This window comes from Massilia sp. TWP1-3-3, assembly GCF_049897805.1.
In the GTDB taxonomy this organism is placed as follows: Bacteria; Pseudomonadota; Gammaproteobacteria; order Burkholderiales; family Burkholderiaceae_D; genus Telluria_A.
In genome coordinates this window covers 59,611-85,205 of the sequence record NZ_JAFCWX010000029.1, presented here as the reverse complement: position 1 = coordinate 85,205, position 25,595 = coordinate 59,611, and the positions used below count along the sequence as shown (strand labels likewise).

General features: G+C 63.0%; 23 protein-coding genes and 4 tRNA genes. 13 read left to right on the top strand and 14 right to left on the bottom strand.

All coding sequences use genetic code 11. From position 1 onward, the window contains the following. Positions 1-114: 114 nt before the first annotated feature. The gene (locus ACP7D4_RS22640) at positions 115-1,617 is read right to left on the bottom strand and encodes a DUF6851 domain-containing protein (protein WP_426211439.1); all 1,503 of its coding nucleotides are present in this window, start codon (positions 1,615-1,617) and stop codon (positions 115-117) included. 277 nt (positions 1,618-1,894) lie between these two features. Here ACP7D4_RS22640 and gltX point away from each other — a divergent pair, with 277 nt between their 5' ends. The 4 genes from gltX (at position 1,895) to ACP7D4_RS22620 (ending at position 3,818) form a co-directional block, all read left to right on the top strand. Next, on the top strand, positions 1,895-3,289 hold the full coding sequence (gene gltX, locus ACP7D4_RS22635; RefSeq protein ID WP_426107793.1) for a glutamate--tRNA ligase: 1,395 nt from the start codon (positions 1,895-1,897) through the stop codon (positions 3,287-3,289). Between the two features lie 66 nt (positions 3,290-3,355). After that, positions 3,356-3,431, top strand: a tRNA-Ala gene (locus ACP7D4_RS22630). Between the two features lie 67 nt (positions 3,432-3,498). Further along, positions 3,499-3,574: transfer RNA gene (locus ACP7D4_RS22625), tRNA-Glu, on the top strand. Between the two features lie 168 nt (positions 3,575-3,742). Further along, positions 3,743-3,818: transfer RNA gene (locus ACP7D4_RS22620), tRNA-Glu, on the top strand. Between the two features lie 69 nt (positions 3,819-3,887). Here the strand turns inward: ACP7D4_RS22620 and ACP7D4_RS22615 are convergent. The 3 genes from ACP7D4_RS22615 to ACP7D4_RS22605 all read right to left on the bottom strand — a co-directional run bounded on the left by ACP7D4_RS22615 (position 3,888) and on the right by ACP7D4_RS22605 (position 8,053). Continuing rightward, complete coding sequence (locus ACP7D4_RS22615) at positions 3,888-5,846, bottom strand: S8 family serine peptidase (RefSeq protein ID WP_426211437.1); 1,959 nt, start codon at positions 5,844-5,846, stop codon at positions 3,888-3,890. Continuing rightward, entirely contained in the window at positions 5,839-6,123 is a 285-nt protein-coding gene (locus ACP7D4_RS22610; RefSeq protein WP_426211436.1) for a hypothetical protein, read from the bottom strand. The genes ACP7D4_RS22615 and ACP7D4_RS22610 overlap by 8 nt, the downstream gene beginning before the upstream one ends. Before the next feature lie 109 nt (positions 6,124-6,232). Beyond that, positions 6,233-8,053 (bottom strand): hypothetical protein, encoded by a 1,821-nt coding sequence (locus ACP7D4_RS22605; RefSeq protein ID WP_426211434.1) that lies wholly within the window; start codon positions 8,051-8,053, stop codon positions 6,233-6,235. Between the two features lie 416 nt (positions 8,054-8,469). On the opposite strand from ACP7D4_RS22605, the gene earP reads away from it, so the two are divergent. From earP to ACP7D4_RS22590, 3 genes are all read left to right on the top strand, one after another. Then, positions 8,470-9,693, top strand: a complete 1,224-nt coding sequence (earP, locus tag ACP7D4_RS22600; protein WP_426211432.1) for an elongation factor P maturation arginine rhamnosyltransferase EarP — start codon at positions 8,470-8,472, stop codon at positions 9,691-9,693. A 159-nt stretch (positions 9,694-9,852) separates the two neighbouring features. Next, positions 9,853-10,428, top strand: coding sequence for an elongation factor P (locus ACP7D4_RS22595; protein ID WP_426107798.1), 576 nt, complete (start codon positions 9,853-9,855; stop codon positions 10,426-10,428). Between the two features lie 119 nt (positions 10,429-10,547). Then, complete coding sequence (locus ACP7D4_RS22590; protein WP_426211431.1) at positions 10,548-12,134, top strand: amidase; 1,587 nt, start codon at positions 10,548-10,550, stop codon at positions 12,132-12,134. 18 nt (positions 12,135-12,152) lie between these two features. On the opposite strand, the gene ACP7D4_RS22585 is transcribed toward ACP7D4_RS22590, so the two are convergent. From ACP7D4_RS22585 to ACP7D4_RS22560, 6 genes are all read right to left on the bottom strand, one after another. Next, complete coding sequence (locus ACP7D4_RS22585) at positions 12,153-12,629, bottom strand: TssQ family T6SS-associated lipoprotein (RefSeq protein ID WP_426107800.1); 477 nt, start codon at positions 12,627-12,629, stop codon at positions 12,153-12,155. A gap of 19 nt (positions 12,630-12,648) precedes the next feature. Then, a complete protein-coding gene (locus ACP7D4_RS22580; protein ID WP_426211429.1) occupies positions 12,649-14,451 on the bottom strand; it encodes a protein kinase domain-containing protein in 1,803 nt (600 codons plus the stop codon). Continuing rightward, positions 14,448-15,224, bottom strand: coding sequence for a PP2C family protein-serine/threonine phosphatase (locus ACP7D4_RS22575; protein WP_426107802.1), 777 nt, complete (start codon positions 15,222-15,224; stop codon positions 14,448-14,450). Before ACP7D4_RS22575 ends, ACP7D4_RS22580 begins: the two co-directional genes overlap by 4 nt. Next, positions 15,217-15,837: a type VI secretion system-associated FHA domain protein TagH gene (gene tagH / locus ACP7D4_RS22570; RefSeq protein ID WP_426107803.1), complete on the bottom strand. Its 621-nt coding sequence runs from the start codon at positions 15,835-15,837 to the stop codon at positions 15,217-15,219. The genes ACP7D4_RS22575 and tagH overlap by 8 nt, the downstream gene beginning before the upstream one ends. Before the next feature lie 258 nt (positions 15,838-16,095). Then, a complete protein-coding gene (gene dbpA, locus ACP7D4_RS22565; protein ID WP_426211427.1) occupies positions 16,096-17,505 on the bottom strand; it encodes an ATP-dependent RNA helicase DbpA in 1,410 nt (469 codons plus the stop codon). 49 nt (positions 17,506-17,554) lie between these two features. Further along, on the bottom strand, positions 17,555-17,788 hold the full coding sequence (locus ACP7D4_RS22560) for a hypothetical protein (protein WP_426211426.1): 234 nt from the start codon (positions 17,786-17,788) through the stop codon (positions 17,555-17,557). Positions 17,789-18,272: 484 nt separating this feature from the next. On the opposite strand from ACP7D4_RS22560, the gene ACP7D4_RS22555 reads away from it, so the two are divergent. The 5 genes from ACP7D4_RS22555 (at position 18,273) to ACP7D4_RS22535 (ending at position 22,714) form a co-directional block, all read left to right on the top strand. After that, on the top strand, positions 18,273-19,130 hold the full coding sequence (locus tag ACP7D4_RS22555) for a hypothetical protein (protein WP_426211425.1): 858 nt from the start codon (positions 18,273-18,275) through the stop codon (positions 19,128-19,130). A gap of 37 nt (positions 19,131-19,167) precedes the next feature. Beyond that, positions 19,168-19,569, top strand: a complete 402-nt coding sequence (locus tag ACP7D4_RS22550) for a hypothetical protein (protein ID WP_426211424.1) — start codon at positions 19,168-19,170, stop codon at positions 19,567-19,569. An 11-nt stretch (positions 19,570-19,580) separates the two neighbouring features. Then, a complete protein-coding gene (locus ACP7D4_RS22545; RefSeq protein WP_426211423.1) occupies positions 19,581-20,339 on the top strand; it encodes a hypothetical protein in 759 nt (252 codons plus the stop codon). A gap of 28 nt (positions 20,340-20,367) precedes the next feature. Continuing rightward, on the top strand, positions 20,368-20,808 hold the full coding sequence (locus ACP7D4_RS22540) for a hypothetical protein (RefSeq protein ID WP_426211422.1): 441 nt from the start codon (positions 20,368-20,370) through the stop codon (positions 20,806-20,808). Between the two features lie 355 nt (positions 20,809-21,163). Beyond that, positions 21,164-22,714: a hybrid sensor histidine kinase/response regulator gene (locus tag ACP7D4_RS22535; RefSeq protein WP_426211421.1), complete on the top strand. Its 1,551-nt coding sequence runs from the start codon at positions 21,164-21,166 to the stop codon at positions 22,712-22,714. Positions 22,715-22,772: 58 nt separating this feature from the next. Here ACP7D4_RS22535 and ACP7D4_RS22530 read toward each other — a convergent pair. From ACP7D4_RS22530 to ACP7D4_RS22515, 4 genes are all read right to left on the bottom strand, one after another. After that, positions 22,773-22,849 (bottom strand) — tRNA-Met (locus ACP7D4_RS22530). 41 nt (positions 22,850-22,890) lie between these two features. Next, the gene (locus ACP7D4_RS22525; RefSeq protein WP_426107066.1) at positions 22,891-24,060 is read right to left on the bottom strand and encodes a methyltransferase; all 1,170 of its coding nucleotides are present in this window, start codon (positions 24,058-24,060) and stop codon (positions 22,891-22,893) included. A 78-nt stretch (positions 24,061-24,138) separates the two neighbouring features. Continuing rightward, positions 24,139-24,849 carry a hypothetical protein gene (locus tag ACP7D4_RS22520; protein WP_426211420.1) on the bottom strand — a complete coding sequence of 237 codons (711 nt, stop codon included), beginning with the start codon at positions 24,847-24,849 and terminating at the stop codon, positions 24,139-24,141. A 230-nt stretch (positions 24,850-25,079) separates the two neighbouring features. Then, entirely contained in the window at positions 25,080-25,292 is a 213-nt protein-coding gene (locus ACP7D4_RS22515) for a hypothetical protein (RefSeq protein ID WP_426107068.1), read from the bottom strand. Positions 25,293-25,420: 128 nt separating this feature from the next. On the opposite strand from ACP7D4_RS22515, the gene ACP7D4_RS22510 reads away from it, so the two are divergent. Further along, positions 25,421-25,570, top strand: a complete 150-nt coding sequence (locus ACP7D4_RS22510) for a hypothetical protein (protein WP_426107069.1) — start codon at positions 25,421-25,423, stop codon at positions 25,568-25,570. The last annotated feature ends 25 nt before the right edge of the window (positions 25,571-25,595 follow it).

Below are 25,595 nucleotides of genomic sequence, written 5' to 3'. Positions count from 1 at the left end.
AAGTAGAATTCATGTCGGGCAAGGTGGCGTTCGTTTTGATGAACTGTGTTTCGAGATACTCACATTTTATCAAGCACTTACGGCATTCTTGCCCTTTTTTATGCAAAATTCAGGCTAGCCCAGCCAGTAGCTGCGCGCTTTCTGGAATACCGCCGCGCCCACCTGCTCGCCGAGGGTGCGTCCGGCCAGGTCGGCATCGGGGAAGTGGATGCCGCCGTACACGCGCGAGGAGCCCGCTTCGCACGCGGCGTAGGTAAAGGTATCCCAGCCAAGCGAAGATTCGGCGCTTGGCAGGGCCGGGTCATACAGCATGGAGCGCTTGGGAATGGCGACACCGTGCTTGAATACATCGCTGCCCGTAAAGAGCCTAAGCACGGCGGCCGACGCCGCGCTGTAGGTGCTGTGGCCCGACACATAGTCCGGGTGGGCGGGCGTAGGGTTGGCCAGCAATTGGTAAGGCAACCACGCTTCGCCGGCGAGCGCCTGCAAACCGGCCGCAGGACCGGCCCCGTAGCCCTGGATGCGCTGGCCGGCCGTCACGTAGCGCACGGTCGTGATGGGCCGCGCCGAATTGTAGGCCAGCTTGGCATCCCAGGCGGCAATGCCGGCGTCGAACACCGCGTTTGACAGTGCAAAGAACAGCTTGATGTCGTCCGCTTCGCTGTGGCCGTCGCGCTGGGAGACGAACTGCGCGAACTGGCTCCAGTAAGTGGAGGGCAGCTCGCCGGTAGCGCCGCCGGCCCAGAACTCGACCATGATTTTTTGCGTTTCGGTGAGCGCGACTTGTGTGGCGACCATGCTGCGCGCCTGGTCTTCATAGGCGCTGCTGCCGAAGGCGGCCGGGCCGCGGGGGCGAAACTGCGCACCGCTGGCCAGGGCAAAGGGGCGCACCTGGCCCCAAAATGGCGTGACGAAACTTTGCGTGCGCAAGACGCCGGCGCTGTCGCGGAAGGTCAACGGTTGCCAGATGCCGGGCGCGGCGATGGCGCTGCGCGGCGTCGGTTCGCCAATCACCATGGGCGCATTGCGCGCCGTGTAGTGGGTGTAATCGGCGAAGGGGACGCCGCTGGCGGTCAGGTTGCCCAGCTGGTTGGCGCCGTCGACGTGGGCGGCCTCGAGCACGAGACGGGCGGCGATCGACCCTACACCCTGCGGCAAGGTAAAGTCGGGCGAGGCGTCGGCCGGGTTAAAGCCCAGCACGGCCATGTGTGCGTCGACGGCTGCCCGTTGCGCGGGGAACTGGTCGAGGAGCGCGGCGTAGGCGGCAAAGCTGAACGCCTTGACCGCGTTGGCGACCGTCTGTTCGGCGGCGGGGCGACGCAACATGGCGCCGGGAGCGATGGTGCTCATGGCAATCGGATCGTAGGCGGACCACGCGTTGTACATGGCCGTATGCACGATGGCCAGCGCGCGCGAGGCGATCGGTGGCGCCACGCGGCTTGCGCGCACGGCATCGAGCACGACATTGTTCCACCCGAGCGCGACCTTGGTGCGGACCGGTTCGGGCGGCGGCGTGTACGGGGAGCTGCCGCCCGAGCCGTGGCCGCTTCCGCATGCGGATATTGCTGCCGCGATGGCTGCGCCGGTACCTATTTTCAAGAAGATTCGCCGTTCCATGATGGTCTCGCTGTGGAGGAGGGGCGCTTCCTGCCGGGAAGCTGGCGGCTGCCGATTATGACGTTATGAAATTGTCTTTATGGCAATTATTGATACTTCCAGTATCGGGAAGGGCGACAAGGTGAGTGTTGATCCAGCGCATAGGCACTGCATGAGGCGGGGAACTTTGTCAGGAAACAATGAGCCGCTTTGCGCGCCGTGACCGTGGGCGCAACTCTGGTGCGGCGCCTCCGGTGAGGCTGTAAAATAGCCTCCTTTCCTTTTGACTATCCCCGCCATGACCGTCGTTCGCACCCGTTTTGCCCCCAGCCCTACCGGCTACCTCCACCTCGGCGGCGCCCGCACCGCGCTCTACAGCTGGGCGTATGCGCGCCATTTCGGCGGCACCTTTATTCTGCGCATCGAAGACACCGATCTGGAACGATCGACGCCAGAAGCGGTGCAAGCCATCATTGAAGGCATGCAATGGCTGGGCCTGGATCATGACGAAGGACCGTTCTACCAGATGCAGCGCATGGAGCGCTACCGTGGCGTGGTGGCCCAGATGCTGGAAGCCGGTACGGCCTACCTGTGCTATTCGTCGCCCGACGAAGTCGAGGCCATGCGCGAGCGCATGCGCGCTGCGGGCGACAAGCCGCGCTACGACGGTACCTGGCGCCCGGAGCCGGGCAAGACCTTGCCCCCTGCCCCCGCCGAGCGCAAGCCGGTGGTGCGTTTCAAGAACCCGCTCGACGGCGACGTGACGTGGAACGATGTCGTCAAGGGCCCGATCACGATCTCCAACGAAGAGCTCGACGACCTGGTCATCGCGCGCCCGGACGGTACGCCCACGTATAACTTTTGCGTGGCGGTCGACGACTGGGACATGCAGATCACCCACGTGCTGCGCGGCGACGACCACGTCAACAATACGCCGCGCCAGATCAATATCCTCAACGCCATCGGCGCGCCGCTGCCGCTGTACGGCCACTTGCCGATGATCCTGGGCGCGGACGGCGAAAAACTGTCCAAGCGTCATGGCGCGGTCAGCGTCATGGATTACCCGGCCAAGGGCTTTTTGCCCGAAGCGATGCTGAACTACCTGGCGCGCCTGGGCTGGAGCCACGGCGACGATGAAGTGTTTTCGATGGCGCAGTTTTGCGAGTGGTTCAATACCGACCACCTGACCAAGTCCGCCGCGCAGTTCAACAATGAAAAGCTGGCATGGCTGAACAACCATTACATCAAGCTGGCCGACAATGAGCGCCTGGCCGGCCTGGCCCGTCCGCTGATGCAGGCGCAAGGCGCCGACTTCGACGGCGCACCCGCGCTGGCCGACGCGCTGGCCTTGATGAAGGAGCGCGCCGCCACCGTCATCGAACTGGCGGACTCGGCCATGTTGTTCTACCGCACCCCGCAGCCAGATGCCGCCTTGCTGGCCCAGCACCTGAGCGACGCGGTCAAGCCGGCGCTGGCGCTGTTTGCCGAGCGCTGCGCCACGGTGACGTGGAGCAGGGAGGCGCTGGCCGCGATGATCAAGGAAGTGCTGGCGGCAAACACGCTGAAGATGCCACAGCTGGCCATGCCTTTGCGCCTGGTTCTGACCGGCCAGTTGCAAACGCCGGCCATCGACGCGGTGCTGGTGCTGTTCGGCCGCGACACCGTTTTGGCCCGCGTAAAAAAATATCTTTAAAAAATCTCACTCAGGCATTTGCATATTGCCGGGGCGTAGGCTATAATTTTGCTTCTTCGCGACACGGGGGGTATAGCTCAGCTGGGAGAGCGCTTGCATGGCATGCAAGAGGTCAGCGGTTCGATCCCGCTTACCTCCACCAAGTTTTCGGTTGCGAAGAAAGATGTGAAGATGTGCAGGTAGATGCCACTACCTGATTGCAGTACCGGGTCCCCATCGTCTAGAGGCCTAGGACATCACCCTTTCACGGTGAGTACAGGGGTTCGAATCCCCTTGGGGACGCCAGGATTCGAAAAGCTCGCGCAGATCCCAGCAGTTTGCGCAGCATGGAAGTTCAGCAGTAAAGTAGTTAATTGCAGTAAAGCAGTTTAGTACCCCTAAACGCCCTGACTCGTCAGGGTTTTTTATTGGTACGACAGGTCAGGGTGGTTATGCCATTCAGGACAGATTTCTGTCCCCATCGTCTAGAGGCCTAGGACATCACCCTTTCACGGTGAGTACAGGGGTTCGAATCCCCTTGGGGACGCCAGTTGATGCAAAAAGCCGCCTAGTGCGGCTTTTTGCATTGTTGCGCCTGGTTTGTCTAATCCCTCGACTGTCACCAGCCCATGCGGCCGTAGCCTTGCATGTTCCCGAACGGATTGCCGGGCATGCCGAACATGTGCTGGACCGGCAGCATGCCACCGAGCATCCCGTTGCCCTGCATGCCGCCAATGGCCTGGCCCGATTGGCCCATCAGCGAGCCGATCGCGCTACCGAAGGTCGACTGCGTGCTCAACGCCGGTTGCAGACCAACGGCGACGACGGCGTCCGGCAAGCCCAGTCCCACCCGGCCCGGTTCACCCAGGCTGACGCGGCGCGCGCTCATTTTGATCACCTGGAACAGGCGCTCGACGCGTTCGGCGCTGCGCAGGCGCAGCGCGCCCTGGAATTCGGGGTGGTGCGCGAGCACCAGCGCGGCCAGTCCCGTGATATGGGGCGCCGCCATCGAAGTACCATCCCACGCCGCATAGTTGTTTGGCGGCACCGACGAGGTGATCGCTACGCCTGGTCCGCACACACCCACTTGCGGCCCGTAGCAACTGAAGCTGGCGCTGAAGTAGCCGTTCGCATCCACATTTTGCGTCAAGGTCTGCGCGTGATAGCTGTCGGGCGGGAATTCGTCAAGCTTGCCGATGGCCGATACGGCCAGCACGTTGGGTGACGAGGCTGGATACTGCACCGGTCCGCCGGAGTTGCCGGCCGCGACAATGCAAGCGATGCCGGCGCGCCGCGCGCGCTGAATCTGCTGCTCGAGCGCTTCGGATGGTTCCGCGCCGCCCAGCGACAGGTTGACGACGTCGATCTGTTTTTCAATGCAATATTCGAGCGCATCGATCAACTGGCTGACCTGGCCGCCCGGGAACAGCTTGCAAATGTGCAGTTCGGCGTCGGGCGCGAAACCGCGGATGCCGAAGGCGAGGTCGGCCCCGCCAATGACGCCGGCGCAATGCGAGCCGTGGCCCAGCGTGTCCTCGTTCCAGGTGTCGGGCGAGTTTTTCTTGTTGACGATGTCAAAGCCGGCATGGATCCGGTTCAGGCTTTCGTGCGTGGTGGCCGCGCCCGAATCGATCACGGCAATCTTGATGCCTTGCCCCCGGTAGGTGGGGGGCAACTGGTCCATGCGCATGGCCTTCTGGCCCCAGCCTACGGTTTTCTGGCGCGGGAAGCCGGCCAGCGAGGGCCAGTCGGACAGCGCGCGCAGGCCGACCACGTTCGGCTCGTCGGGTGAAACGTCGGGGTCGCGCTGGTAAAAGCTCCAGTAATCGGCCTTGGGCTTGACGTACAGGCTGCGGATCGAGCCGGCGCTCTCGCCAAACAGCGACAGCGTGACCTGGCCGCCGGCGTCGGTGACGGCGGTGGCCGGCAGCATGCTGCCGAACAGCGACACCTCGGCGTCGGCCACGGGTGCGCCATCCTTGCCCAGCACGGTGATCACGGCCGTGAACGCCGGGCCGCTGTGCGGAATGACGCTCGAGACAAAGCTGGGCTGCAGCTGCGGGTCCATCATGCCCAGGTACTGGTCGCGCTCGACGACAAGCCGGCCCTGGCCTTGCAGGTGCAGGTCGCCGGCGCGCTGCTCGGTCATGCGCGCCACCAGCACCCCCTGGCCGCCGCCCATGCCGTCGGCCATCATGCCGACTGTGTTGCGCGGGCCGACCGTGTCGACGATCTCGATCTCGGGATTGGTGCGCAGCGCTTGTTCCACCGACTGCAGCGACAGCGGCGACAAGCCCAGTGGCGCGAGCGTGTCATGGTGGCGCGGCGCGATGAGAAATTGTTTTTTTCGCTCGCTGACGGCGCGCCCGCCGCGAGTGTCGGCGGCTGTGTCGGAAGCGGTGGGGCTGAAGCTGGCGCCGTTGGCGTTGCCCTGCTGCGGGCGGGAAGTGTCGTTCTGGCCGCGGTTCGGTCCGCGCGAGCGCTCCGAAGCGGCGATGCCGCCCGGACCGCTGTCAGCGGCGCCGTCGGCAGGATTGTCCAGCGGATTGACTGGTCCGCCATCTGGATTTTTAGGCATTTGTATTCCTTTCGGACCGTTGCAGGAAGTCCGCCGTCTTGTCAAACAGCGACAGCGGACGATCCCGTTCGATCATCAATTCTGGTGAAGTGCGAAAGCGCTGCTCGAAAGCGGACGCATGTTCTTGTGTGGTCGCGACCACTGCCGTATGGGGCCGGTCTTCGGGCCCGATGGTGTTGAGCAGTTCAAGCTCCGGGTCGTCGCGAATCATGGTGAGGAAGTCGTTGAGCGTGCTGCCTTCCGCACGCGCGCGGACGATGAAGCGTATTTTGTCCATGCAGCTCTCCTTCGGGTTTGGGCTCCCGCCGTTGACGCTGGCGGGAGCCGGTACGCTAGCCGCTTGCTTTTAGCAAGCATTCATGTCGCCAGCGTTCATGCAGCCGACGTTAATGCAGCGTAGGTTCGCCGCCGTACTGCATGCCCTGGTTGTAGTAGCTGTTGGGCTGCGATTGCTGCTGTGCCAGCTGTGCTTGCTGCGCCTGCTGCGCATAGGCCGCCGACATGGGGTCGGCGCCAAATGGCAGCATCTGGCCGTACTGGCTGTTTCCCATGCTTGGGCTGCACATGCCGGTGCCGAACTGCGCAAACGGATTACGCTGGGCCATGATGTTGCTTAGCCAGCTTTGCTGTCCCGGCTGGGCTGACTGCGCCATCAACTGCGCCACTTGCTGCTGTTGCTGCTGTTGCTGCTGTTGTTGCTGTTGCTGCTGTTGCTGCGCCAATTGCTGCGAGACGGGATCGGCGCCGAAAGGCAGCATCTGGCCGAGCTGGCCTGCGATGCCGCCGATGGTGCCGCCCAATCCCGCATTGCCGAACGTGCTGCCGATGGCGTGACCAAGCGGACGGCCGACCTGGCCGATCAGGTTACCCAACCAGCCTTGCGGTGCCATCTGGCCTTGCTGGCCCATTTGCGGTTGCTGCTGTTGCTGCTGCGGTTGCTGCTGTTGCTGCTGCGGTTGCTGCTGTTGCTGCAACTGCTGCAGTTGCTGCAGCTGCTGCAACTGTTGTAATTGTTGTAGCTGCTGCATCTGTTGCAGCTGTTGCTGTTGCAGTTGCTGCATCTGCTGCATTTGCTGGGACAGCGGATCGGCGCCGAAAGGCAGCATGCCGCCCAGGCGACCGGCAACACCGCCGATGGTGCTGCCCAGGCCGGAGTTACCGAACAGGCCGCCGATGGCGCCGCCCAGCGGCTGGCCGACCTGGCTGATTAGGTTGCCGAACCAGCCCTGGGGTGCGAACTGGCCCTGCTGTCCCTGCTGCGCTTGCTGCGCTTGCTGCGCTTGTTGTGCTTGTTGTGCTTGTTGCGCGTAGGCCAGCGAAACGGGATCGGCGCCAAATGGCAGCATGCTGCCAAGGCGGCCTGCAACACCGCCGATCGTGCTACCCAGTCCGGAGTTGCCGAACAGACCGCCGATGGCGCCGCCCAGCGGCTGGCCCACCTGGCCGATCAGATTGCCGAACCAGCCCTGGGGCGCGAACTGCCCTTGCTGTGCCTGCTGTGCCTGCTGCGCATAGGCCAGCGCCACCGGGTCAGCGCCGAACGGCAGGATGCGGCCGATCTGGCTGGCCACGCCGCCGATGCTGTTGCCCAGGCCGGCATTGCCGAACAGGCCGCCGATGGCGCCGCCCAGCGGCTGGCCCACCTGGCTGATCAGGTTGCCGAACCAGCCTTGCGGGGCGAGTTGGGCTTGCTGCGCCTGTTGTTGCGCATACGCCAGCGACACGGGATCGGCGCCGAACGGCAGCATGCGGCCGAGCTGGCCGGCGACGCCGCCGATGGTGCTGCCCAGGCCGGAGTTGCCGAACAGGCCGCCGATGGCGCCGCCCAGCGGCTGGCCCACCTGGCCGATCAGGTTGCCGAACCAGCCTTGCGGTGCGAGTTGCTGGCCGATCTGCTGGCCCGGCTGGCCCATCTGTGCTTGCTGAAGCTGCTGCAGTTGCTGCTGTTGCAGTTGTTGTTCGATTTGCTGTTGCTGTGCTTGTTGAGCGTAAGCCGCAGTGATGGGGTCGGCGCCGAAAGGCAGGAAGCCCCCGCCGATGCCGCCGGCGGTCTGGCCGATTTGCCGGCCCAGGTTGGCATTGCCGAACAGGCCGCCGATGCCGCGCCCGATCAGACCGCCAAGGGGCGCACCGAGCAGGCTGCCGAAAATACCTTGTGGGGCCAGTTGCGACCCTGCACCAACACCGTAGTTCTGATATTCATTCATGACTCACTCCAATCTACAAAAGGCGAGCTGGTCTTCATGTCCTTCAACCGGTCCATCGTGCGTTCTTGATTCTTGCGGGACCCGCGGACTCCTTACAGGCGCATGAAAAGCTACCGCTGCGCGCAACATGAAGCGTCGAGTGACCGGTAAGGGACGGTCAGCGGGACGCAAAGATTCCAATGCGACTGCACCCGGGTAGCGCCACGTTTTATTGCCCGCGTTGTGCAGGCTGGACGGCTCCGGCATTGGTAGGATTTGGACCCGGCCCGGATATTTAAGTTTTGATAATCTCTGTGTCCTTTTTCGGGTGAGTGTTAGTAGGTTGATAATCGGTAAAATTGGCCCCCGGCCGCCGCTGCGCACGCGCCATCGGGTAAAATGGGGCGCTTCCCAGCAGGCCATGCCGAAACCCACCCATGCTTTCCACCGTCCATCGCGCCCCTTCGCTCGCGCTGTTTTGCAAGGTCGTCGACAACTACGGCGACATCGGCATTTGCTGGCGCCTGGCGCGTCAGCTGCAGCGCGAACACGGCGTTGCCGTCACGCTGTGGGTGGATGACCTGGTCAGTTTTCAGCGCCTGTGCCCGCAAGTGTCGGCGGCGGCGGGGGCGCAGCAACAACAACTGGTCGAGGCAGTCGCGGTGCGCCACTGGCGCGCCGACGATGAAGCATTCACGCCGGCGGACGTGGCCGATATCGTGGTCGAGTTCTTCGGCGTCGACCTTCCCGCCACTTATATACAGGCGATGGCCGCGTGCACGCCGCGCCCGGTATGGCTGAACCTGGAAGGCTTGAGCGCCGAGGAATGGGTCGAAGGCTGCCACCGCTTGCCCTCGATGCATCCGCGCCTGCCGCTGACCAAGCATTTTTTCTTCCCGGGCTTTACCGAGCGCACCGGTGGCCTGCTGCGCGAAGCGGCGCTCGGCCAGCAGCGGCGCCTGTTCCAGTCCGATCCGGCCGCCATTGACGCCTTTCTCGCGCAGCTGGGCGTCGCGGCGTCCGAGCGCGCCGCGTGCAAGGTCTCGCTGTTTTGCTATCCGAGTGCGCCGGTCGCGGCGCTCTTCAACGCGTGGGAGCATGGCGCCGCGCCATTGACGTGCCTGGTGCCCGAAGGCGTAGCCGTGCAAGCCGTCGAGACCTTTCTGGGCGCGCCGGGTAGCGTCGGCGCGGTGGTGCGGCGCGGGGCCCTGACGCTGCGCGTGGTGCCATTTTTGCCGCAGCGCGACTACGACAAGCTGCTGTGGGCCTGCGACATCAATTTTGTGCGCGGCGAGGATTCCTTTGTTCGCGCCCAGTGGGCGGCTCGCCCGTTCATCTGGCACATTTACGAGCAAGACGAGGCTTTGCACCACGTTAAACTGCGCGCTTTTCTGGAACGCTATGCCTGCGACCAGGCGCCGCTGCACGCGCTGTCGCTGCGCTGGAATGGCGCGCACGACGCCGACGCAGCGTCATCGTCCAGCGCCGCCTGGCCCGAGCTGTGGGCGCGCTTTGATGCGGCCAGGCTGCCGATGGCACGCCATTGCGAGCGCTGGGAAGAGCGCATGCGGACCCACGGCGACTTGACGGCCAACTTGCTTGCCTTTGCTGCCGCAGTACAAGCTGATGCACGCCAAAATTCGGGTATAATGCCCGGTTAATCGATGGCATTCGTGATCGCGCAAGCGAGCGCCCGGACATCGCCCTCGCGCACGCGGGGGGCCATGTATTTTTATTCGATCAAACGTGAGCTTACCGTCCTTATTGGCCAGCAGGCGACAGATGATTTTTACGCAACCCACTTTTTACGTACACATTTTATGAAACCTGCAAAAGAAATTCGTGTTGGCAACATCATCATGGTTGACAGCAAGCCTTGGATCGTCCTGCGTTCCGATGTCAACGGTTCGAGCCGCACGGGCTTCACCTACAAATGGAAGCTGAAAAATCTTCTGACGAACAGCCCGATGGAAAACGTCTTCCGCGGCGACGACAAGTTCGACGTGGTGGTGCTCGACAAGAAGCCGGTGACCTATTCGTATTTCGCCGATCCGTTGTTCGTGTTCATGGACGCCGACTACAACCAGTACGAAATCGAAGAAGAGAACCTGGGCGAAGCGCTGAACTACCTGAAGGACGGCATGGAATGCGAAGCCGTGTTCTATAACGACAAGGCGATCTCGGTCGAACTGCCAACCACCATCGCGCGCAAGGTTGCCTACTCGGAGCCAGCGGTCAAGGGCAATACGTCGGGCAACGTCCTGAAAGAAGCCAAGATCGAAAACGCGATCGAGTCGTACTCGCATACCGTTCAGGTGCCATTGTTCGTCAGCACCGACGACGTCATCGAAATCGACACCCGCACCAACGAATACAAGCGCGTCGTTCGAAACTAAGCCGCGTATTGACACGAAAGCGCGCCGGCATTGCTCGCGCGCTTTTTTTTCGTCCCGCTGCGTTCCGGCGCGTCAAGCGCTGCTATGCTCAATGCCTGTTTTCATTCATTGAGGAAATTATGGATCGCAGGAATTTCGTGGGATTGGGTGTGGCTGGCGCGGCCGCAGCGGTGCTGGCAAACGAGGCGCTTGCAGCGCCTGGCGTGGCGGGGGACATCCTGGAGGCGGGCGTGATGGCGCAGCAGGCCGGCATGAAGGCGGGCAAGCTGACGTCGCAGTCGCTGGTCAGGCAATACCTGGCGCGCATTGCCGCCGTCGACAAGGCTGGCCCGCGCATCAACGCCATCATTGAACTCAATCCCGACGCGCTGGCCATTGCCGCCGCCATGGACCGGGAGCGCGCCGCCGGCAAGCTGCGCGGGCCCCTGCACGGCATTCCCGTGCTACTGAAGGACAACATCGCCACCGCCGACAAGATGAGCACCACGGCCGGCTCCCTGGCCCTGGACGGGGTGCGCGCGGTGCGCGACGCCCACGTGGCCGCCCAGCTGCGCGCCGCCGGCGCCGTGATCCTGGGCAAGACCAACCTGTCGGAATGGGCCAACATGCGCTCGACCCATTCCACCAGCGGATGGAGCGGGCGCGGCGGCCTGACCAAAAACCCTTACGCGCTGGACCGCAATTGCAGCGGGTCAAGCTCCGGCTCGGGCGCGGCCATCGCCGCCAGCCTGGCCACGCTGGCCGTGGGCACCGAGACCGATGGCTCGATCGTCTCGCCGGCGTCCACCTGCGGCCTGGTCGGCATCAAGCCCACGCTGGGGCTGGTCAGCCGCAGCGGCATCATCCCGATCGCCGCCTCGCAAGATACGGCCGGCCCCATGACGCGCAGCGTCAGCGACGCCGCCCTGATGCTCGACGCGCTGGTGGGCGTGGACGAACGCGACCCGATCACGCGCCAGGCGGCAGGCAAGGGCGGTTACGCCAAGGCCCTGGTGGCCGGCGGCCTCAAAGGCAAGCGGCTGGGCGTGGCGCGCGATTTTTTCGGCAGCTACGACAAGCTCGACGCGGCCATCGAGAAAGCGCTGGCCGTGCTCAAGGCGCAAGGCGCGATTCTGGTCGACGTCAAGGTGCCCAACACCAGCAAGTACGGCGAGACCGAAACCGAGGTGCTGCTGTATGAATTCGCCCCTGGCCTGGCAGACTATTTAAGTGAGTATGCGCCGCACGCGGCGATCAAGAACATGGCCGACGTCATCGCCTTCAACCAGCAGCACGCCGGGCGCGAAATGGCGCACTTCGCGCAGGAACACCTGGTCGCGGCGCAGGCCAAGGGCAACTTGAAGAGCAAGCAGTACCTGGATGCGCTGGCCAACAACCGGCGTTACGCGCAGGCCGAAGGGATCGACCAGGTCATGCGTGAGCATCAGCTGGACGCGTTGGTCGCGCCCACCGGCGGCACCGCCTGGCTCACCGATTTTGTCAATGGCGACCATTACGGCGGCAGTTTTTCGACGCCGGCGGCGGTGGCGGGCTACCCGCACGTGACGGTACCGGCCGGCTATGTCTACGGTTTGCCGGTCGGTCTGTCGTTCGTGGGCGGGGCGTTTAGCGAAGCGGCGCTGATCGGCATGGCGTATGCGTACGAGCAGGCCACGCTGCACCGCAAGGCGCCGCGTTTTGCGCCTTCCGCGAGCGTGAAGGCTTAGCTGTTCAGGTGAAGGCGCTTACTTGGCCTTCTTGGCTTTTTCGAACTGGGGCGTCCACAGCGGATGCCCGTGTTCGCCAGGCTGCAAGTTGAACGAGGGATCGAGTTTGAACGCTTTTTCGAACTGCTGGCGGCACAGCGTCTGGCGCGACGTCACGCAGTAGCTGAAGGCGGAGTATTTGAGCGCCTGGACCCGGTCCGCCTTGGCGCCGTTGGCAATTTCAGGCGCCGCCAGGCGCTTGATGGCCTCGTTGTATGAACCCTTGTTGTACAGGTCGATGCCTTCGCGCAGTGCGTTTTGCTCGGCGCCGGCCTGGCCCGAGCCCGGCGGGATCGGATTGCCCGGCGTGCCGGGTGCGGGACGGGCCGGCGCCGACGGCGCCTTTTGCGGTACCGGTGCCGGCTTGGGGGCGACGACCGGCTCCACGGTCTGACAGCCGGACAAAATAAGCGTGCCGGCAAGGGCGCTGAGCAAAGTGCGGGAAATGGTGTTCATGGTCACAGTCTTCATGGTTTTACTTGGAACGCGCAGCGAAATCGTAATCGATCGTTGCTGATTTACCTTTGGCAAGGTTCACGTCCATCGAATAGTCGGGAAAGCCAGGATTGGCGATGCGAATTTTGTGCTTGCCCGATGGCAAAACCAGCTTTTTGAGCGGCGGGCTGACGCCCTTTTCTTTGCCATCCACATACACGGTGCCCCATGGCTTGATCGCCAGGCGGTAGCTTGCCGTGTCGGGCACTTCGGGTTTGATGTCGGGCGCGGGCGCGGGTGCGGGGGCCAGGATCGCGTCGACCGAGACCGGTCCTGGCGCATCCTTGGGCGCTGCAGCAGTCGCTGCAGCAGTCGGGGCGAGGGGCGCAGGGGACAGTGCAGGAGCAGGCGCCGGCGCGGCAGCCGTGGCCGATGCGGTCGGCGACAAAATGTCGTCCACTGCCGGTTCGGCCGCCGCCGCCGGTGGCGGTACTGCCGCTGCCGGCGCCGGTGCCGATGCCGGTGCCGGTGCCGCTGCTGGTGCCGATGACGCATCCGGCAGCGCGCTTGCAGGCGCGTCGCCCTGGGCGGCCGGCATGAGGATGTCCGACGGCGACGAGAGCAGCCAGCGCGCGCCGAAGCCGGCGATCACCAGCAGCGACACGCCAAGCGCCACACGCGACATCCAGCGCGGCGCCGGCTTGTGAATGACGCTTGGCTTGGGCACCTTGGCAACTTTGGGCGCTTTGGCGGCGGCCGGCGCTTTGGGCGCAGCGGCAGCGGCAGCGGCAGCCATGGCGGCGGCGGCCGGCGGCGCCGACGACGGCAGCGGCGCCGTCTTGGGCGCGGCGATGATCGTTACATCGTCGTCGCCGCCCTGTTGCGGCAGCCGGTCGAGCGTGGCGAAGCGCTGCGTGTTGCCGGTCGAGCGCGCGCGCGGCACGCCGGAAGACTCGATGCCCAGCAGTTCGCGAAAGGCGTCGATGGTTTGCGGGCGCTCGTGCGCCATCACGGCCAGGCCCTTGTCGAGCGCGGCCAGAAATGCGGTGCTGTAGCCTTCCACGCCGCGCTGGGCCAGCGGCACGATCGGGTCCTTGACCATGCGCGCGATCGAGGTCGCCGGCGCTTCCTTCATGATCGCAAAATAGATCACCGCCGACAGCGCGTAGATGTCGGTGTAGGCGCCCTGGTCGAGCGAAGCGTCGCCGGCATACTGTTCCACCGGCGCATAGCCCGGTTTCAGAATCACGGTCAGGCCGCGCGTGCGGTCGCCGATGATCTGGCGCGCCGAGCCGAAGTCGAGCAGCACGGCGTCGCCGTTTTCCTGCACGATGATGTTGTCGGGCGAGACGTCGCGGTGCAGGATGCGCATCGTGTAGAGCATCTCGAGCGCTTCAAGGATCTGCTTGAGAATTTTCAGGCACCAAGCCTCGTTGACCAGTTCCGGCGAGCCGTTGACAATGTCCTTGATGGTGCGGCCATCGTAGTACTGCATGGCCGTGTAGGCGGTCTGGTTCTGTTCCCAGAAGCGGTACACCTTGACCAGCGACGGATGGTCGAACTGGGCCAGGAAGCGCGCCTCGTTGATGAAGCTTTTCTGGCCGACGATGAAGGTTTCCTGGTGGCGCTCGGCGCGCACGCGGATGCTGTGGTCATCGCCGCGCGTGGCCAGCACGCCAGGCATGTATTCCTTGATCGCCACCGTGCGCTGCAAGGAATGGTCGAACGCGATGTAGACGATGCCAAAGCCGCCTTCGCCGAGCACGCCGGTGATTTCAAAGTCGGCCAGGCGGGTGCCGATAGGCAGGCAGTTTTCCGATCCGTGCATGATGTGTGCGCTCATAGGACAGCCTTGTGCACGAGAATGGCGTAGGCGGAGTAGTTGTCGCGCACCTTGCCGGTGTTGAGGATGTTGTCGTCGGCCAGCCTGCGCATCGCGGCCAGCCACTGTTCGCTGCTCTCGGACTGGGCCAGCGTGCGCTCCATGTCCGCTTCCATGACCCATTCCCACAAGCCGTCGCTGCACAGCAGCAGCGCGTCGCCGGGATGCAGCGCCATGGCGCCGGCCGACAGTTCGATCCGGGTGTCGCCCTCGGCGCCGATGGCGGCGAACAGGATATTGCGCTGCGGGTGGATGCGCAGCTGTTCGGCGCGCGCATAGCCGGCGTCGATCAGTTGCTGGGTCAGGCTGTGGTCCTTGCTCATGGCGTGCAGGCGCGCTTCGCGAAACAGGTAGATCCGGGTGTCGCCCAGGTGCGCCCACATGACCTGGGCGCGGTTGCAGTCGACCAGCAGCGCGGCGACCGTGGTGCTCATGTCAGCGTAGTGCGGCTCGACGAGCTTGCGCGCGGCCACGTCGGCGCTGGCGCAGGCGGCGTAGCCGAGCAGCGCTTCCGGGCCAAAGCCGGGCGCTTCGTTAAAACAGGTGATGATCGCGTCGACCACGACGCGCGAAGCGACTTCGCCGCCCTCGTGGCCGCCGGCGCCGTCGGCCACGACGAAGCAGGCCAGCGGATCGTTGAACGCCTCGCCGACGGTGTCCTGGTTGGCGCTGCGCTTGCCGATGTCGTTGATGCGCGTCCAGGTCAGGGAGATCGGCGTGCTGAACTCAGTCATCGGCGCCGCTCGCGATGCGGTCAACTTCTTTTTCGTAAGCGTCGAGGAAGTCGGCGCCGAACAGGGTCTTGAACTGGTCCTTCGATTCGCCCGCCACGCCATGGTGCTGCTGCTTGTAGAGCTCCCACAGGGCCGCCTTGCGCTGGAACGGAATGGCCGCGTGCAGCAGGTTGGCCTTCAGGGCCGATTCGATGCGCTCGGGGCGCAGGCGGTGGATCACCTTGTCCATGCTGGCACGGGTGCCAGCCACGACGCCTTTCTGGTGGCCGCGCAGGTCGCGGTAGGCGTCGTCGATCGCTTCGAGCGGCTCCATGAAGCCGGGCATTTTCTTGCGCAGCATCTGGGTCAGCACGGTTTCGCTGTCGGGGAAAAATTTGAGGGGGTTGTTGTTGCGCATGACGACCACCGTCACGTCCGCTTTGACTTCCTGCTTGACCAGCGAGCGCAAGGCCAGCAAGTCGATCGTGCCCTGCAGGCAGCCGTTCATCAGCTTGCCCATCAATTCCATCAGTTCCGGCGTCAGGGTTCCGAACGCATCGGCGGAAATGCCGGCGCCACGGATAAAAGCCTGTTTCAATGCTTCGCGTTCATCGCTTACGACTTCATTGTTCATTAGCATGGGATCCTGAGAATTTGATGTTTATTCGCAGCAATAATGCCAGATTTGAGAGAGCAGGTCACTCTTCGTACGCAGCTAAATCTCTCTCTTGTGCAAACGACATGCCATGGGCGCCACACCTTGAGCACGCCCCTAGCAGTACTGGCAACGTTTACCAGTATAGGCGATGTAAGCAAGACAACGTTGTTTTCTTACACTTCGGTCCTCGCCGACCGTTGTGTTTTTACCAAATGACGCGCCGCACCAAACCATTTACACGTCGATAAAGCGCATTTTGAAGCTGCGCCCCTTGATGTTGCCAAAATCCCGGCCCAACGGATTGCCGGCGTTCAGGCGTTTGAACGCATCCTTGGCCACACCACGCTCGAGCGCCACATAGGTCTGGAATTCGGTGACATTGATCTTGCCGACCTGTTCCTTGGTCAAGCCCGCGTCGCCGGTCAGCGCGCCCAGCAGGTCGCCTGGGCGCAGCTTGTCCTTCTTGCCGCCCGAAATGCACAGCGTGACCATGGGCGCCAACGCCGCTTCGTCGCTCTCGTCGGTCAGTTCGTCGAGCTTGAACCAGCTGACGGGCGCATGCTGGTACTCTTCGATCAGCTTGACCCATTTTTTTTCGTTGGGCGCGCACAGCGACAGGGCCAGGCCCGATTCGCCGGCGCGGCCGGTGCGCCCCACGCGGTGGATGTGCACTTCGGTATCCTTGGACACGTCCACATTGATCACCGCACCGAGGTTGGCAATGTCCAGGCCGCGCGCGGCCACGTCGGTTGCCACCAGCACCGAGCAGCTGCGGTTTGAAAACAGTACCAGGATTTCGTCGCGCTCGCGCTGTTCGAGTTCGCCGTACAGGGCCAGCGCCGAAAAGCCTTGCTGGCGCAATTCGTCGGCCAGTTCGCGGCAATGGACCTTGGTGTTGCAAAAGGCGAGCGCGGAGACCGGCTTGAAATGCTTGAGCAGCTTGCCCACGGCCGCGTCGCGCTCGTCGAAGCCCACTTCGTAAAAGCGCTGCTCGATCTGGTCGCCCGCGTGCTGTGCTTCGACGATGACTTCGACCGGGTTGTTCAAAAACAGCTCGGTGGCGCGCCGGATGTCGTCCGGGTAGGTGGCCGAAAACAGCAGCGTCTGGCGCCGCTTGGGGCAGGCGCTGACGATGCCGGCGATCTCGTCGTAAAAACCCATGTCGGTCATGCGGTCCGCTTCGTCCAGCACCAAGGTCTGGACGTTGGCCAGGTTGATGGTGCCGCGCCCCAGGTGGTCGCGAATGCGCCCGGGCGTGCCGACCACGATGTGGGCGCCGTGTTCGAGCGACGCGACTTGCGGGCGCATGGCGGTGCCGCCGGTGAGGGTCAGGACCTTGATGTTGCCTTCGCCGCGCGCCAGGCGCCGCAGTTCGCCGGCGACCTGGTCGGCCAGTTCGCGCGTGGGGCACAGGACCAGGCCCTGCACGGCGAACCAGGCCGGATTGAGCTTGTGCAAGATGCCGATGCCGAAGGCGGCCGTCTTGCCGCTGCCGGTCTTGGCCTGCGCGATCAGATCGCGCCCCTCGAGCACGTGCGGCAGGCTCTTGTCCTGGATGTTCGTCATCTGGTGGTAACCCAGCGTGTCGAGGTTGGCCAGGAAGGTGGCGGACAAGGGCAGGGTGGTAAAGGGAATTGGATTCATGTGATACGGCCGTCAATTAAAGGGGGACGGCCCAAGTCTAACAGGGTCGTCAGGCTGCGGCCCAGTTGGGCAGGCCGGTCAGGTCGGTATTGTCATCGCGCCGCCACACGGGCAGGCCGCTGGCGTCGGTGGCGTCGAGCAGTTCCATCTGGTGCTGCTTGGCGGCGATCTTGCGTTGCCGCGGCACGGTCGTGCGGCGCGCTTCGGCCACAGGATTGCCCAGTGCGCTGGCAGGGCCAAAACCGGGCAGGTCGAATGTTGCGTAGTCTTTTTTATCTCTCATCTGCAGCGCCGGAAAAGCAAAAGCCCGGCTGCGAGAGTCGGGCTCGGTTCAACAAGGTCACGATTGCACAGCCCGTGCTGCAGGGCCATTTTTTCGAGGCCGGAGTATAGCAGCAAGCGGGCCGATGCTGGGGGGAATTTCAAGAGGGCGCTGGAAGAGCGGCGCTATCGGTGCCACCATCGCCCCGGCGGCAATACTGCCGCGCTTGAAGCGTGACAAGCCATGTTGGCACGGCCAGTAATCCTGTTTTGATGCGGTTTGCCGGCTGCGTGCTGCGGCGGCGTCAAAGAGGCGCTATCCGTCTCGCCAGCACGACGTTTGCATCGCATCAAAAACAAGTGCTATGAAAAAACAAGCGAAGTGGGAAGATTGTTTGACGCTATCCGAGAAAACCTCACCCACGTCGCGAGCCATAATGAGCGCAAATCTATTCTCTTATGCAGAAATCTGTCGGTGCTTGGTCCGTACCAAAATGGCCAGGCCGATGCAGCTGACATCGATCGCCGCGGTCCTGCTGCTCAGTGGCGCGGCGCACGCGGCCAATGATCTGAACAGCGTCATCTTGCGCACCACAGAACAGATGGAGCGCGAACTTGGCGGTCGGAACTACGATATCAACTCCTCGTTCACGGAAGACCTCCACTATGGCGACGCCTGCTGCATCCCTGCAACTAATGGTGGCAAGACCATGTGCGTTGCCGCCGTCGCCGAGGTCTTGATCCGAACGCTGAACGAAGTGGGCAAAGAGGTGTCTGAGGTCTTCGTCAAGTTCCCGATCAGCCATTGGAAGCAGAGCAAGTACCTAAACATCCGTCCGCACCTCTATCAGTTCAAGGGCGTGCAATCGCGCGGACCCGGCGACGCCTTGAGCCGCTTCGGCATCGGCGAGATTGTCCCCTTCGATCGGATGCTGGGAGGCGATGTGCTGGCGTTTTCCCGGTTGAACGGCTCGGGCCACGCGGTCATTTTTCGCCGCTATATTGATGCGAACAAGCACACGGTGGCAAATTACTCGCCACAGGTTGTGGGTTTCGAATATTTCTCGGCCCAATCGTCCACGCGGGGCGTTGGCCGCCGCCTCGCTTATTTTGGTCAGGTAGGCAGCAGCCGATGCCCGGCCTATGCGCCGCAAGGGGCCGATTGCGGGATCATTCGCGCGTCGTTCGCCAATGCCGGGCGCCTATGGTCGCCCGAACGCTGGACCGTCGATGCCTCGATTGCCGCGCTGAAAACCCGTTTTGTGCGCAACGCCAGCAGGGGTGGCGCTATCTCGACCGACCGAATCAAGGAATTGCTCGACGCCGACATCGCCCCCGTCTATGGCGTCGATTTCAAAGAGTAAGTGGGGATCCAACGTTGTTTCTCAGCATGAGGCGGTCATGAACAAGCTTGCGTTGTTACTGGTGGTGTCCCTGTTGCCGCAAACCGGCATGTGCCAATGGCCGGGGACGCATGGCAGTGCGGGCGCTGCGGCGGCCAAGCCATCGATTCGCAGCAGTGGGACTTACATCAAGGGTAACAAGGCCACTGGCGGCGACGGCTGCTATTTCGGCGAGGGAAATTGCCCTGGTGGGCAGAACGAACCCGCTCCACAGCCGCAACCGCAACCGCAACCGCGAACACAACCACAGCCACAGCCACAGCAGTATTTGACCAACGTATGCCAGACCCCCACTTTCTGGTGCATCATCAATCAAAGTGGTGCGATCGGCACGCCATGCTATTGCAATATGCCCTATCCGCCCGGTTACGCCAACGGTGTGTCCATCCGAACACATTGAGAGGAGCTGCCATGGAACGCAGGCAATTTGTAAAATGCGCCGCCTGTGCGCTTGCCGTGCGCAGCGGACCGGTCGCAGCGGACAGCGTGTCGCACGGTTGCTTTTTAATCGGTCGCGTCAATTCCCATCACGGCTTGAACCCGGGCCCCATCAGCGACATTGCACAGGACCAGACGTTGTTGGAATCATCGGGCGATTCGCAGCTCGACAAACTTCTGGGCCGAGCACTAGCCCGCGCCTCGGCCCGTTTTGAAGTGGCGCCTTCCTTTTCGTTTTACCGCGACAGTGACGGCATGAACGCTTGCGCTACGCCGGACACGCGTACCTCCGGTACCTGGGGCAGCGTGCTGTTCGGGCGCGAACTGTTCGATGACCTGCTCAGCCGCTATCAAGACAACGGTATTGCCGTTATCGCCATCGCGGCGCATGAATTCGCCCACATACTGCAGTTCAAGCACGCCCTGGGGCCGCAGCTGGAGCAGGGCGAACCGACAGTGCGCCGCTCCGAGTTGCACGCCGACTACGTGGCCGGCTGGTACCTTGGCGTGATGAAGCGGCGCGATTCGACAATTTCGTTGTGGTCCGCCGGCGACACCTTCAGGCGCATCGGCGACTATGCGTTCAACAAACCAAGCCACCACGGCACGCCCAGTGAGCGTATTGCCGCCTCGCAAGCCGGGTTTGCGCTCGCTTCGCGGGGCGCAGCGAAAGTTGGCGATGCGCTCAACGAAGGCCTGCGTTACATGCGTCACGTTCGGCTCGAGGCATAGATTTTTTGGTTCACACCAGGGGACCATCATGTATCGCACCACCGTCACGCTACTCCTGTCGCTATCGATCCTGCCCGTTGGCCAAGCACGCGCCGATGATTTTTGTGCTTTGCTCGCGCGCGTCACCAATGACGTTCCCAACAAATTTAAAGCGCTGCGCGCCGGACCGGACGACACCGGCGATTATCATTCCAGTCTAATTTTTCCTGGCGCGAAAGATTGCTATATAGCGAACGATTCGGATTTCTTTAGTTGCAACTGGAAATTGGGAAGCGATGAGGATGCCGACGAACAGGCTCAAGTACTGGCCCAAGGCATCAGCGGCTGTTTTCCGGGCGGGCGCACGATTCCTGCGCGCACAAGCGGCAGTGGCACCTCCTACCGTTATATTGCAGAGAGCATCAACTACACCGACAGAGCCAACCCATCGAGTCGTCGGGTGAGCTTGCGTATCAATGTCGAACCCTGAACGGTAGCCTTAACACCGGCAAGGGCGCTCGTGCTGCGCGCGATGCGTGATTGCGCGAGCCGTGCTGCAAGGTCCTGTTTTCTGGCCGCGCAGCAGCGCGTGTACCAGGACGGCCAGGACGGCCAGCGCGATCAGCGTGCTTAGCGCCGCACGCACATCATCACTTCCATCGAGGCGCGCAGCGCTACGCCGCGCGAGCGCACACTGTTCCCATTCGCGCTGACGGCTCCACCATGGCCCGTGCCAATGTGTGCTATCCCACAGACGCAGCGATGCCAATATTCTATTGTTTAAATTCAAGTTCGGCTTCTTCCGTGATCGTTCAACATGACGCGTGCGACTTCTGCGCGCGCACTTGCGCGGCACGGTGGCGATTTTTGTGGTTTCATCGAGCCTCGGCGTGCGCAATGGCGCTGCATACGAAAGTCTTATTATGGTGGACCAAGATCACATTTTTGGCGTTGCCGGCACCCGTGAAGAAGTGGATGCTGGTCAAGCCGCGCCTGGCAGCCGATTGTCTGTCGAGCCAGCCGGGGCCGACTGCCCGGCCCGGAAAAACCATCTCTCCTACCCGGCGCCGCAGCCAGCGCAATGGGAACAGGCAAGCGGCGCCCAAGAGGATGTGGCCCTGGCTGGCCTTGCCGACGAAGTGGCGCGCCTGCGCGCCGTGGAGGCCGAACGGGACGCGCTTTTGGAGCACAATCGACTGCTCTGTGGCGTGAACCAGAATCTGGTCCTGGCGACCTTCGAAGCCCAGAGCTTGCGCGAGGAGGCCGAGGCCGCCAATACCCGGCAAAACAAATTTCTGGCGATGCTGGCGCACGAATTGCGCAATCCCCTCGCGCCCATCAGTATGGCGGGGGCGATACTGGGAAAAATTGCAGCGCCCTCGGCCCAATTGTTGAGCGTGCAAAAAACAATCGAACGCCAGGTTTCGCACCTTTCCCGACTGCTCGATGATTTACTCGATGCGGCCCGTATCAATAGCGGGAAAATTACTTTGGCGTGCAGTCCGATTCTGTTGGCAGAGCAACTCTCAAGCGCAGTCGAAACTGTGCAGTTGCGAATCAACGAGCGCAGCCAGCAACTTGAACTGCATGTTCCGTCCGACGATATCGTGCTCTATGGCGACCCGGTGCGTCTGGCGCAAGTATTTTCCAACCTGTTGGTCAACGCATCGAAGTTCACTCAGGACGGCGGCACGATTGTCGTGCGCGCCTGGGTCCAGGGCGCAACAGTCAAAATCAGCATCGCCGACAACGGGGCGGGTATTTCGCCAGAAATTATCTCCAGCATATTTGGCTTGTTCACGCAAGGTCCGCGCTCGCTCGCGCGCTCGGAAGGGGGCCTTGGCGTTGGCTTGAACGTGGTGCAAAACGTGGTGGCGATGCATGGCGGGACAGTCCAGGCCACAAGTGCCGGGCTGGGCCATGGCAGTGTCTTCACATTGTGTTTTCCTTTGCCGGCAGGAAGTACCCATCGGCACAACGTGCCGGCCAGCGGGCCCGACGATGGCCAGCACAGCCACAGGATCTTGCTGGTGGAAGACAATGTCGACGCGAGCCAAATGCTGGCCATGCTGCTGCGCGCCGTTGGCTACACGGTGGAAACAGCGTTCGATGGCCCTGGCGGACTGGCGAGGGCAAGCGCCGAGTACTTTGATGTACTCATCTGCGACATCGGTCTGCCTGGCTTTGACGGCTATAGCCTGATGCGTGCCTTGCGCGCCCAACTGGACAAAAAGGCGCCCTATGCGATTGCCGTGTCCGGCTACGGGAAAGTCGAAGACAAGGCACAGGCGATGGAAGCTGGGTTTGCGCAGTACCTGATCAAGCCTGTGAATATCGATGCGCTGTTGGCGTTGATCGCGTCGGTCCCTTCGCGGCGGGTCTTGAACCGTCAATGAACAAAGAAAAAAGGGCTACAAGCCGAAGCATGTAACCCTTTATTTTTCTGCTCAATTCTGGTTGCGGGGACAGGATTTGAACCTGTGACCTTCGGGTTATGAGCCCGACGAGCTGCCAGACTGCTCCACCCCGCAGACGAATTATATATCGTCGCGGTCGTTTGTACAAGGGCTTCTCAAAAAGCCTGCAAACGCCACAGCGACGTGACCTCTTTCGAGCGCGCCGCATGCAGAGGATCGGTGGCGTCGCTGGCGCGCGAATGGGTGGGGCGCACGTCGTGGCGCTCGATGACTTGCAGACCGCCAGCGGCGATCCAGGCGTCCAGCTCGGCGCGCGGGCGCAGGCCGAGATGCTCGGCCAGATCCGACAAAATCAGCCACGCTTGACCGCCCGGGGCCAGGTGCGCCGCCACGCCACCCAGGAAACCCTTGAGCATCCGGCTGTCCGGGTCGTACACGGCGCTTTCAAGCGACGAACTCGGACGGCCCGGCAGCCACGGCGGGTTGCACAGCACCAGGTCGGCGCGGCGGTCGGGGAACAGGTCGGTCTTCATCAGCTCGACCTGTTGCTCCAGGCCAAGGCGGTGCAGGTTCTCGCGCGCGCACGACAGCGCGCGCGCATCCATGTCGGTGGCCACGATATGCTGCAGTCCGCGCTTGGCCAGCACGGCCGCCAGCACGCCGGTGCCGGTGCCGATATCAAAGGCGACCTTGGCGCCGTCGGGCAGCGCGGTGTCAGCCACCAGCGCCACGTATTCGCCGCGAATCGGCGAAAAAACGCCGTAATGGGGATGGATGCGCTCGCCCAGGGCGGCGATCTCGACGCCGTTCTTGCGCCATTCATGCGCGCCGATCACCCCGAGCAGCTCGCGCATCGACGCCACGAACGGCTCGTCGCTGCGCCCGTACGCTTCATTGCAGGCCAGCTTGACTTCCGGCGCGCGGCGCAGCGGGATGGTGTAGTCGGCATCGAAGGGCAACAGCAGCATGGCCAGCGTGCGGGCGCGCTGCGACTGGGCCTGGCGGTGCAGGTGGAATGCTTGGGCGGGCGAGGTGGGCGCCGTGGGCGCCTTGGCGCGCTTGCCCTTGTCGCTTTTGTGGTCGGTACGCCGCGCCAGCGCCTGCAGCAGCTGGCGCGCGTTTTGAAAGTCGCCGCGCCACAGCAGGGCAGTGCCTTCGCAAGCGAGCCTGTAAGCGAGGTCGGCGGGGGTCTTGTCGTCGGCGATGACGACTTTTTTCGGGGTTGGCATGCCGCTTTCGGAGCGCCAGCGCGCCGAGCGCGTCTCGCCGCCCTCGGTCCATTGAATGCGTGCAGGGGCGGCGTCGGCGGGAATAGTTGGGAGCATGGTTCAGTCAAAAGCGGATGATAGGGGCGTGCCAAAGCAGCGCGGCGAGGCGCCCATTATACTGCGCCGGGGGTGTGCTCAGGCTGCGCTTGCGCCGCCGGCGGCCGCGTTGCCATAGGTCGTGGCAATCGCCTTGGCGCGCTCCACGGCGCTCGCTTGCGGATCGTCCTGGCGCGCGCGCGGCGCCAGCAGGGCAGCGCTGTCGACCAGGCGCTGCAGGCGCAAGGTCATGTTGCCGCTGCTGTCGCCGGCGGAGACATCGGTGCGCAGTTCACGGCTGAGCAGTTTGAACAGGTCGTTCAGGCTGCCCGGATATTCAATGGCCGGCAGCGGCTTGCCGGTTAGCACCAGCACGTCCGGCATTTCGATGCGCTGCTTGGCGGCCAGCGTCTGTTCGTCGGTATTCGACTTGTATTTGACCTCAACTTCAAAGTCGAGCGTGCGGCCATCTTGCGTGGAAATCTGGCCGGTGCCGATGAAGCTGGCGTCTTGCTTCAGGTCCAGGGTGACGTCGCGCACATTTTCATCGGCCGCGCCTGGCGCGCCCACGGCGCTCTTGAGCGAACCGAGGTTGTAGGCGACCGTTACCGTTTCCGCAACATCGCCGAACATGGTCTTGGCGATCTGGCCGACAAAACTTTGCGCCGAATCACTGCTCGAGACGACAAGATCGTTGCCGCGGGCCTGGATGGCTTGCCTGGAGAGGCTGACAATATCGTCGCGCGACCTGACCGGATCGACCGTCGGCAATGCAGCCGGCATCATCCCGCTCGCGGAGGTTGTTTGCATGCCCGCAACTTTCCCGGCTGCCTGCGCAAAGGCGGGAAGAGTGGGAGAGGCGGGCGGGCGGGCACCCGAGGCGGAGGACATGGACATGGCTGTCAGTCAGGTTAGGTAACGTTAAAAAGCAGATAAAGCAGCGGGTGTCACGACCGGTAACGACACTGTGTTTAAAAACTTTAATAAATTCACGAAACTTTTTTCAGCCACCTTCGGCCACCTTCCACCTGCGGCCACCATCAGTGATGATGCGCCCAGCTGCCGTCAACCGAGTGCAGGAACGATTCGACAGCGTGCTTTTCGCCTGTGGCATAGCGGCGCGGTTCGCCGCAGGCGCACACGCCTGTATAGGGCTGAATATGCGAACAGGCTGAAACTTTCTGGAGGAATACTTTCACCGGTTTGGTGCATTTGATGCATTTGAAGGTCAGGATGCGGGCAGGTTTGGTCATGGCGGGCTCGGTGCGTGAAAAGGGCGCATTTTATCATTGGCGGGCCGGGCCAACTGACGTCAACTGAAGACGGCATGCAACGTTAACTGGTCGGGGCGATTGATCTTTTTCTGGAAACGGATTGTGTGATGACCAAGTTTCAGCAGCCGAGCAAGGAAAGCGTGCGCAAATGGCTGCGTGCGCGCATCGAACAGCGCCGTCCGCCCCCGGACGCCGCGCAGATCCGGCGCGAGCTGGGATGGGGCCAGGTCAAGATGGCGTGCGAGTGCAAGCGCTAGGCCGTGCTGCCGCTTTTCCCCTGCG

Coding starts and splice junctions, on each gene's coding strand:
- ACP7D4_RS22640 (WP_426211439.1), bottom strand. CDS start 1,617: ATGGAACGGCGAATCTTCTTGAAAATAGGTACCGGCGCAGCCATCGCG.
- gltX (WP_426107793.1), top strand. CDS start 1,895: ATGACCGTCGTTCGCACCCGTTTTGCCCCCAGCCCTACCGGCTACCTC.
- ACP7D4_RS22615 (WP_426211437.1), bottom strand. CDS start 5,846: ATGCCTAAAAATCCAGATGGCGGACCAGTCAATCCGCTGGACAATCCT.
- ACP7D4_RS22610 (WP_426211436.1), bottom strand. CDS start 6,123: ATGGACAAAATACGCTTCATCGTCCGCGCGCGTGCGGAAGGCAGCACG.
- ACP7D4_RS22605 (WP_426211434.1), bottom strand. CDS start 8,053: ATGAATGAATATCAGAACTACGGTGTTGGTGCAGGGTCGCAACTGGCC.
- earP (WP_426211432.1), top strand. CDS start 8,470: ATGCTTTCCACCGTCCATCGCGCCCCTTCGCTCGCGCTGTTTTGCAAG.
- ACP7D4_RS22595 (WP_426107798.1), top strand. CDS start 9,853: ATGAAACCTGCAAAAGAAATTCGTGTTGGCAACATCATCATGGTTGAC.
- ACP7D4_RS22590 (WP_426211431.1), top strand. CDS start 10,548: ATGGATCGCAGGAATTTCGTGGGATTGGGTGTGGCTGGCGCGGCCGCA.
- ACP7D4_RS22585 (WP_426107800.1), bottom strand. CDS start 12,629: ATGAACACCATTTCCCGCACTTTGCTCAGCGCCCTTGCCGGCACGCTT.
- ACP7D4_RS22580 (WP_426211429.1), bottom strand. CDS start 14,451: ATGAGCGCACACATCATGCACGGATCGGAAAACTGCCTGCCTATCGGC.
- ACP7D4_RS22575 (WP_426107802.1), bottom strand. CDS start 15,224: ATGACTGAGTTCAGCACGCCGATCTCCCTGACCTGGACGCGCATCAAC.
- tagH (WP_426107803.1), bottom strand. CDS start 15,837: ATGAACAATGAAGTCGTAAGCGATGAACGCGAAGCATTGAAACAGGCT.
- dbpA (WP_426211427.1), bottom strand. CDS start 17,505: ATGAATCCAATTCCCTTTACCACCCTGCCCTTGTCCGCCACCTTCCTG.
- ACP7D4_RS22560 (WP_426211426.1), bottom strand. CDS start 17,788: ATGAGAGATAAAAAAGACTACGCAACATTCGACCTGCCCGGTTTTGGC.
- ACP7D4_RS22555 (WP_426211425.1), top strand. CDS start 18,273: ATGCAGCTGACATCGATCGCCGCGGTCCTGCTGCTCAGTGGCGCGGCG.
- ACP7D4_RS22550 (WP_426211424.1), top strand. CDS start 19,168: ATGAACAAGCTTGCGTTGTTACTGGTGGTGTCCCTGTTGCCGCAAACC.
- ACP7D4_RS22545 (WP_426211423.1), top strand. CDS start 19,581: ATGGAACGCAGGCAATTTGTAAAATGCGCCGCCTGTGCGCTTGCCGTG.
- ACP7D4_RS22540 (WP_426211422.1), top strand. CDS start 20,368: ATGTATCGCACCACCGTCACGCTACTCCTGTCGCTATCGATCCTGCCC.
- ACP7D4_RS22525 (WP_426107066.1), bottom strand. CDS start 24,060: ATGCTCCCAACTATTCCCGCCGACGCCGCCCCTGCACGCATTCAATGG.
- ACP7D4_RS22520 (WP_426211420.1), bottom strand. CDS start 24,849: ATGCAAACAACCTCCGCGAGCGGGATGATGCCGGCTGCATTGCCGACG.
- ACP7D4_RS22515 (WP_426107068.1), bottom strand. CDS start 25,292: ATGACCAAACCTGCCCGCATCCTGACCTTCAAATGCATCAAATGCACC.
- ACP7D4_RS22510 (WP_426107069.1), top strand. CDS start 25,421: ATGACCAAGTTTCAGCAGCCGAGCAAGGAAAGCGTGCGCAAATGGCTG.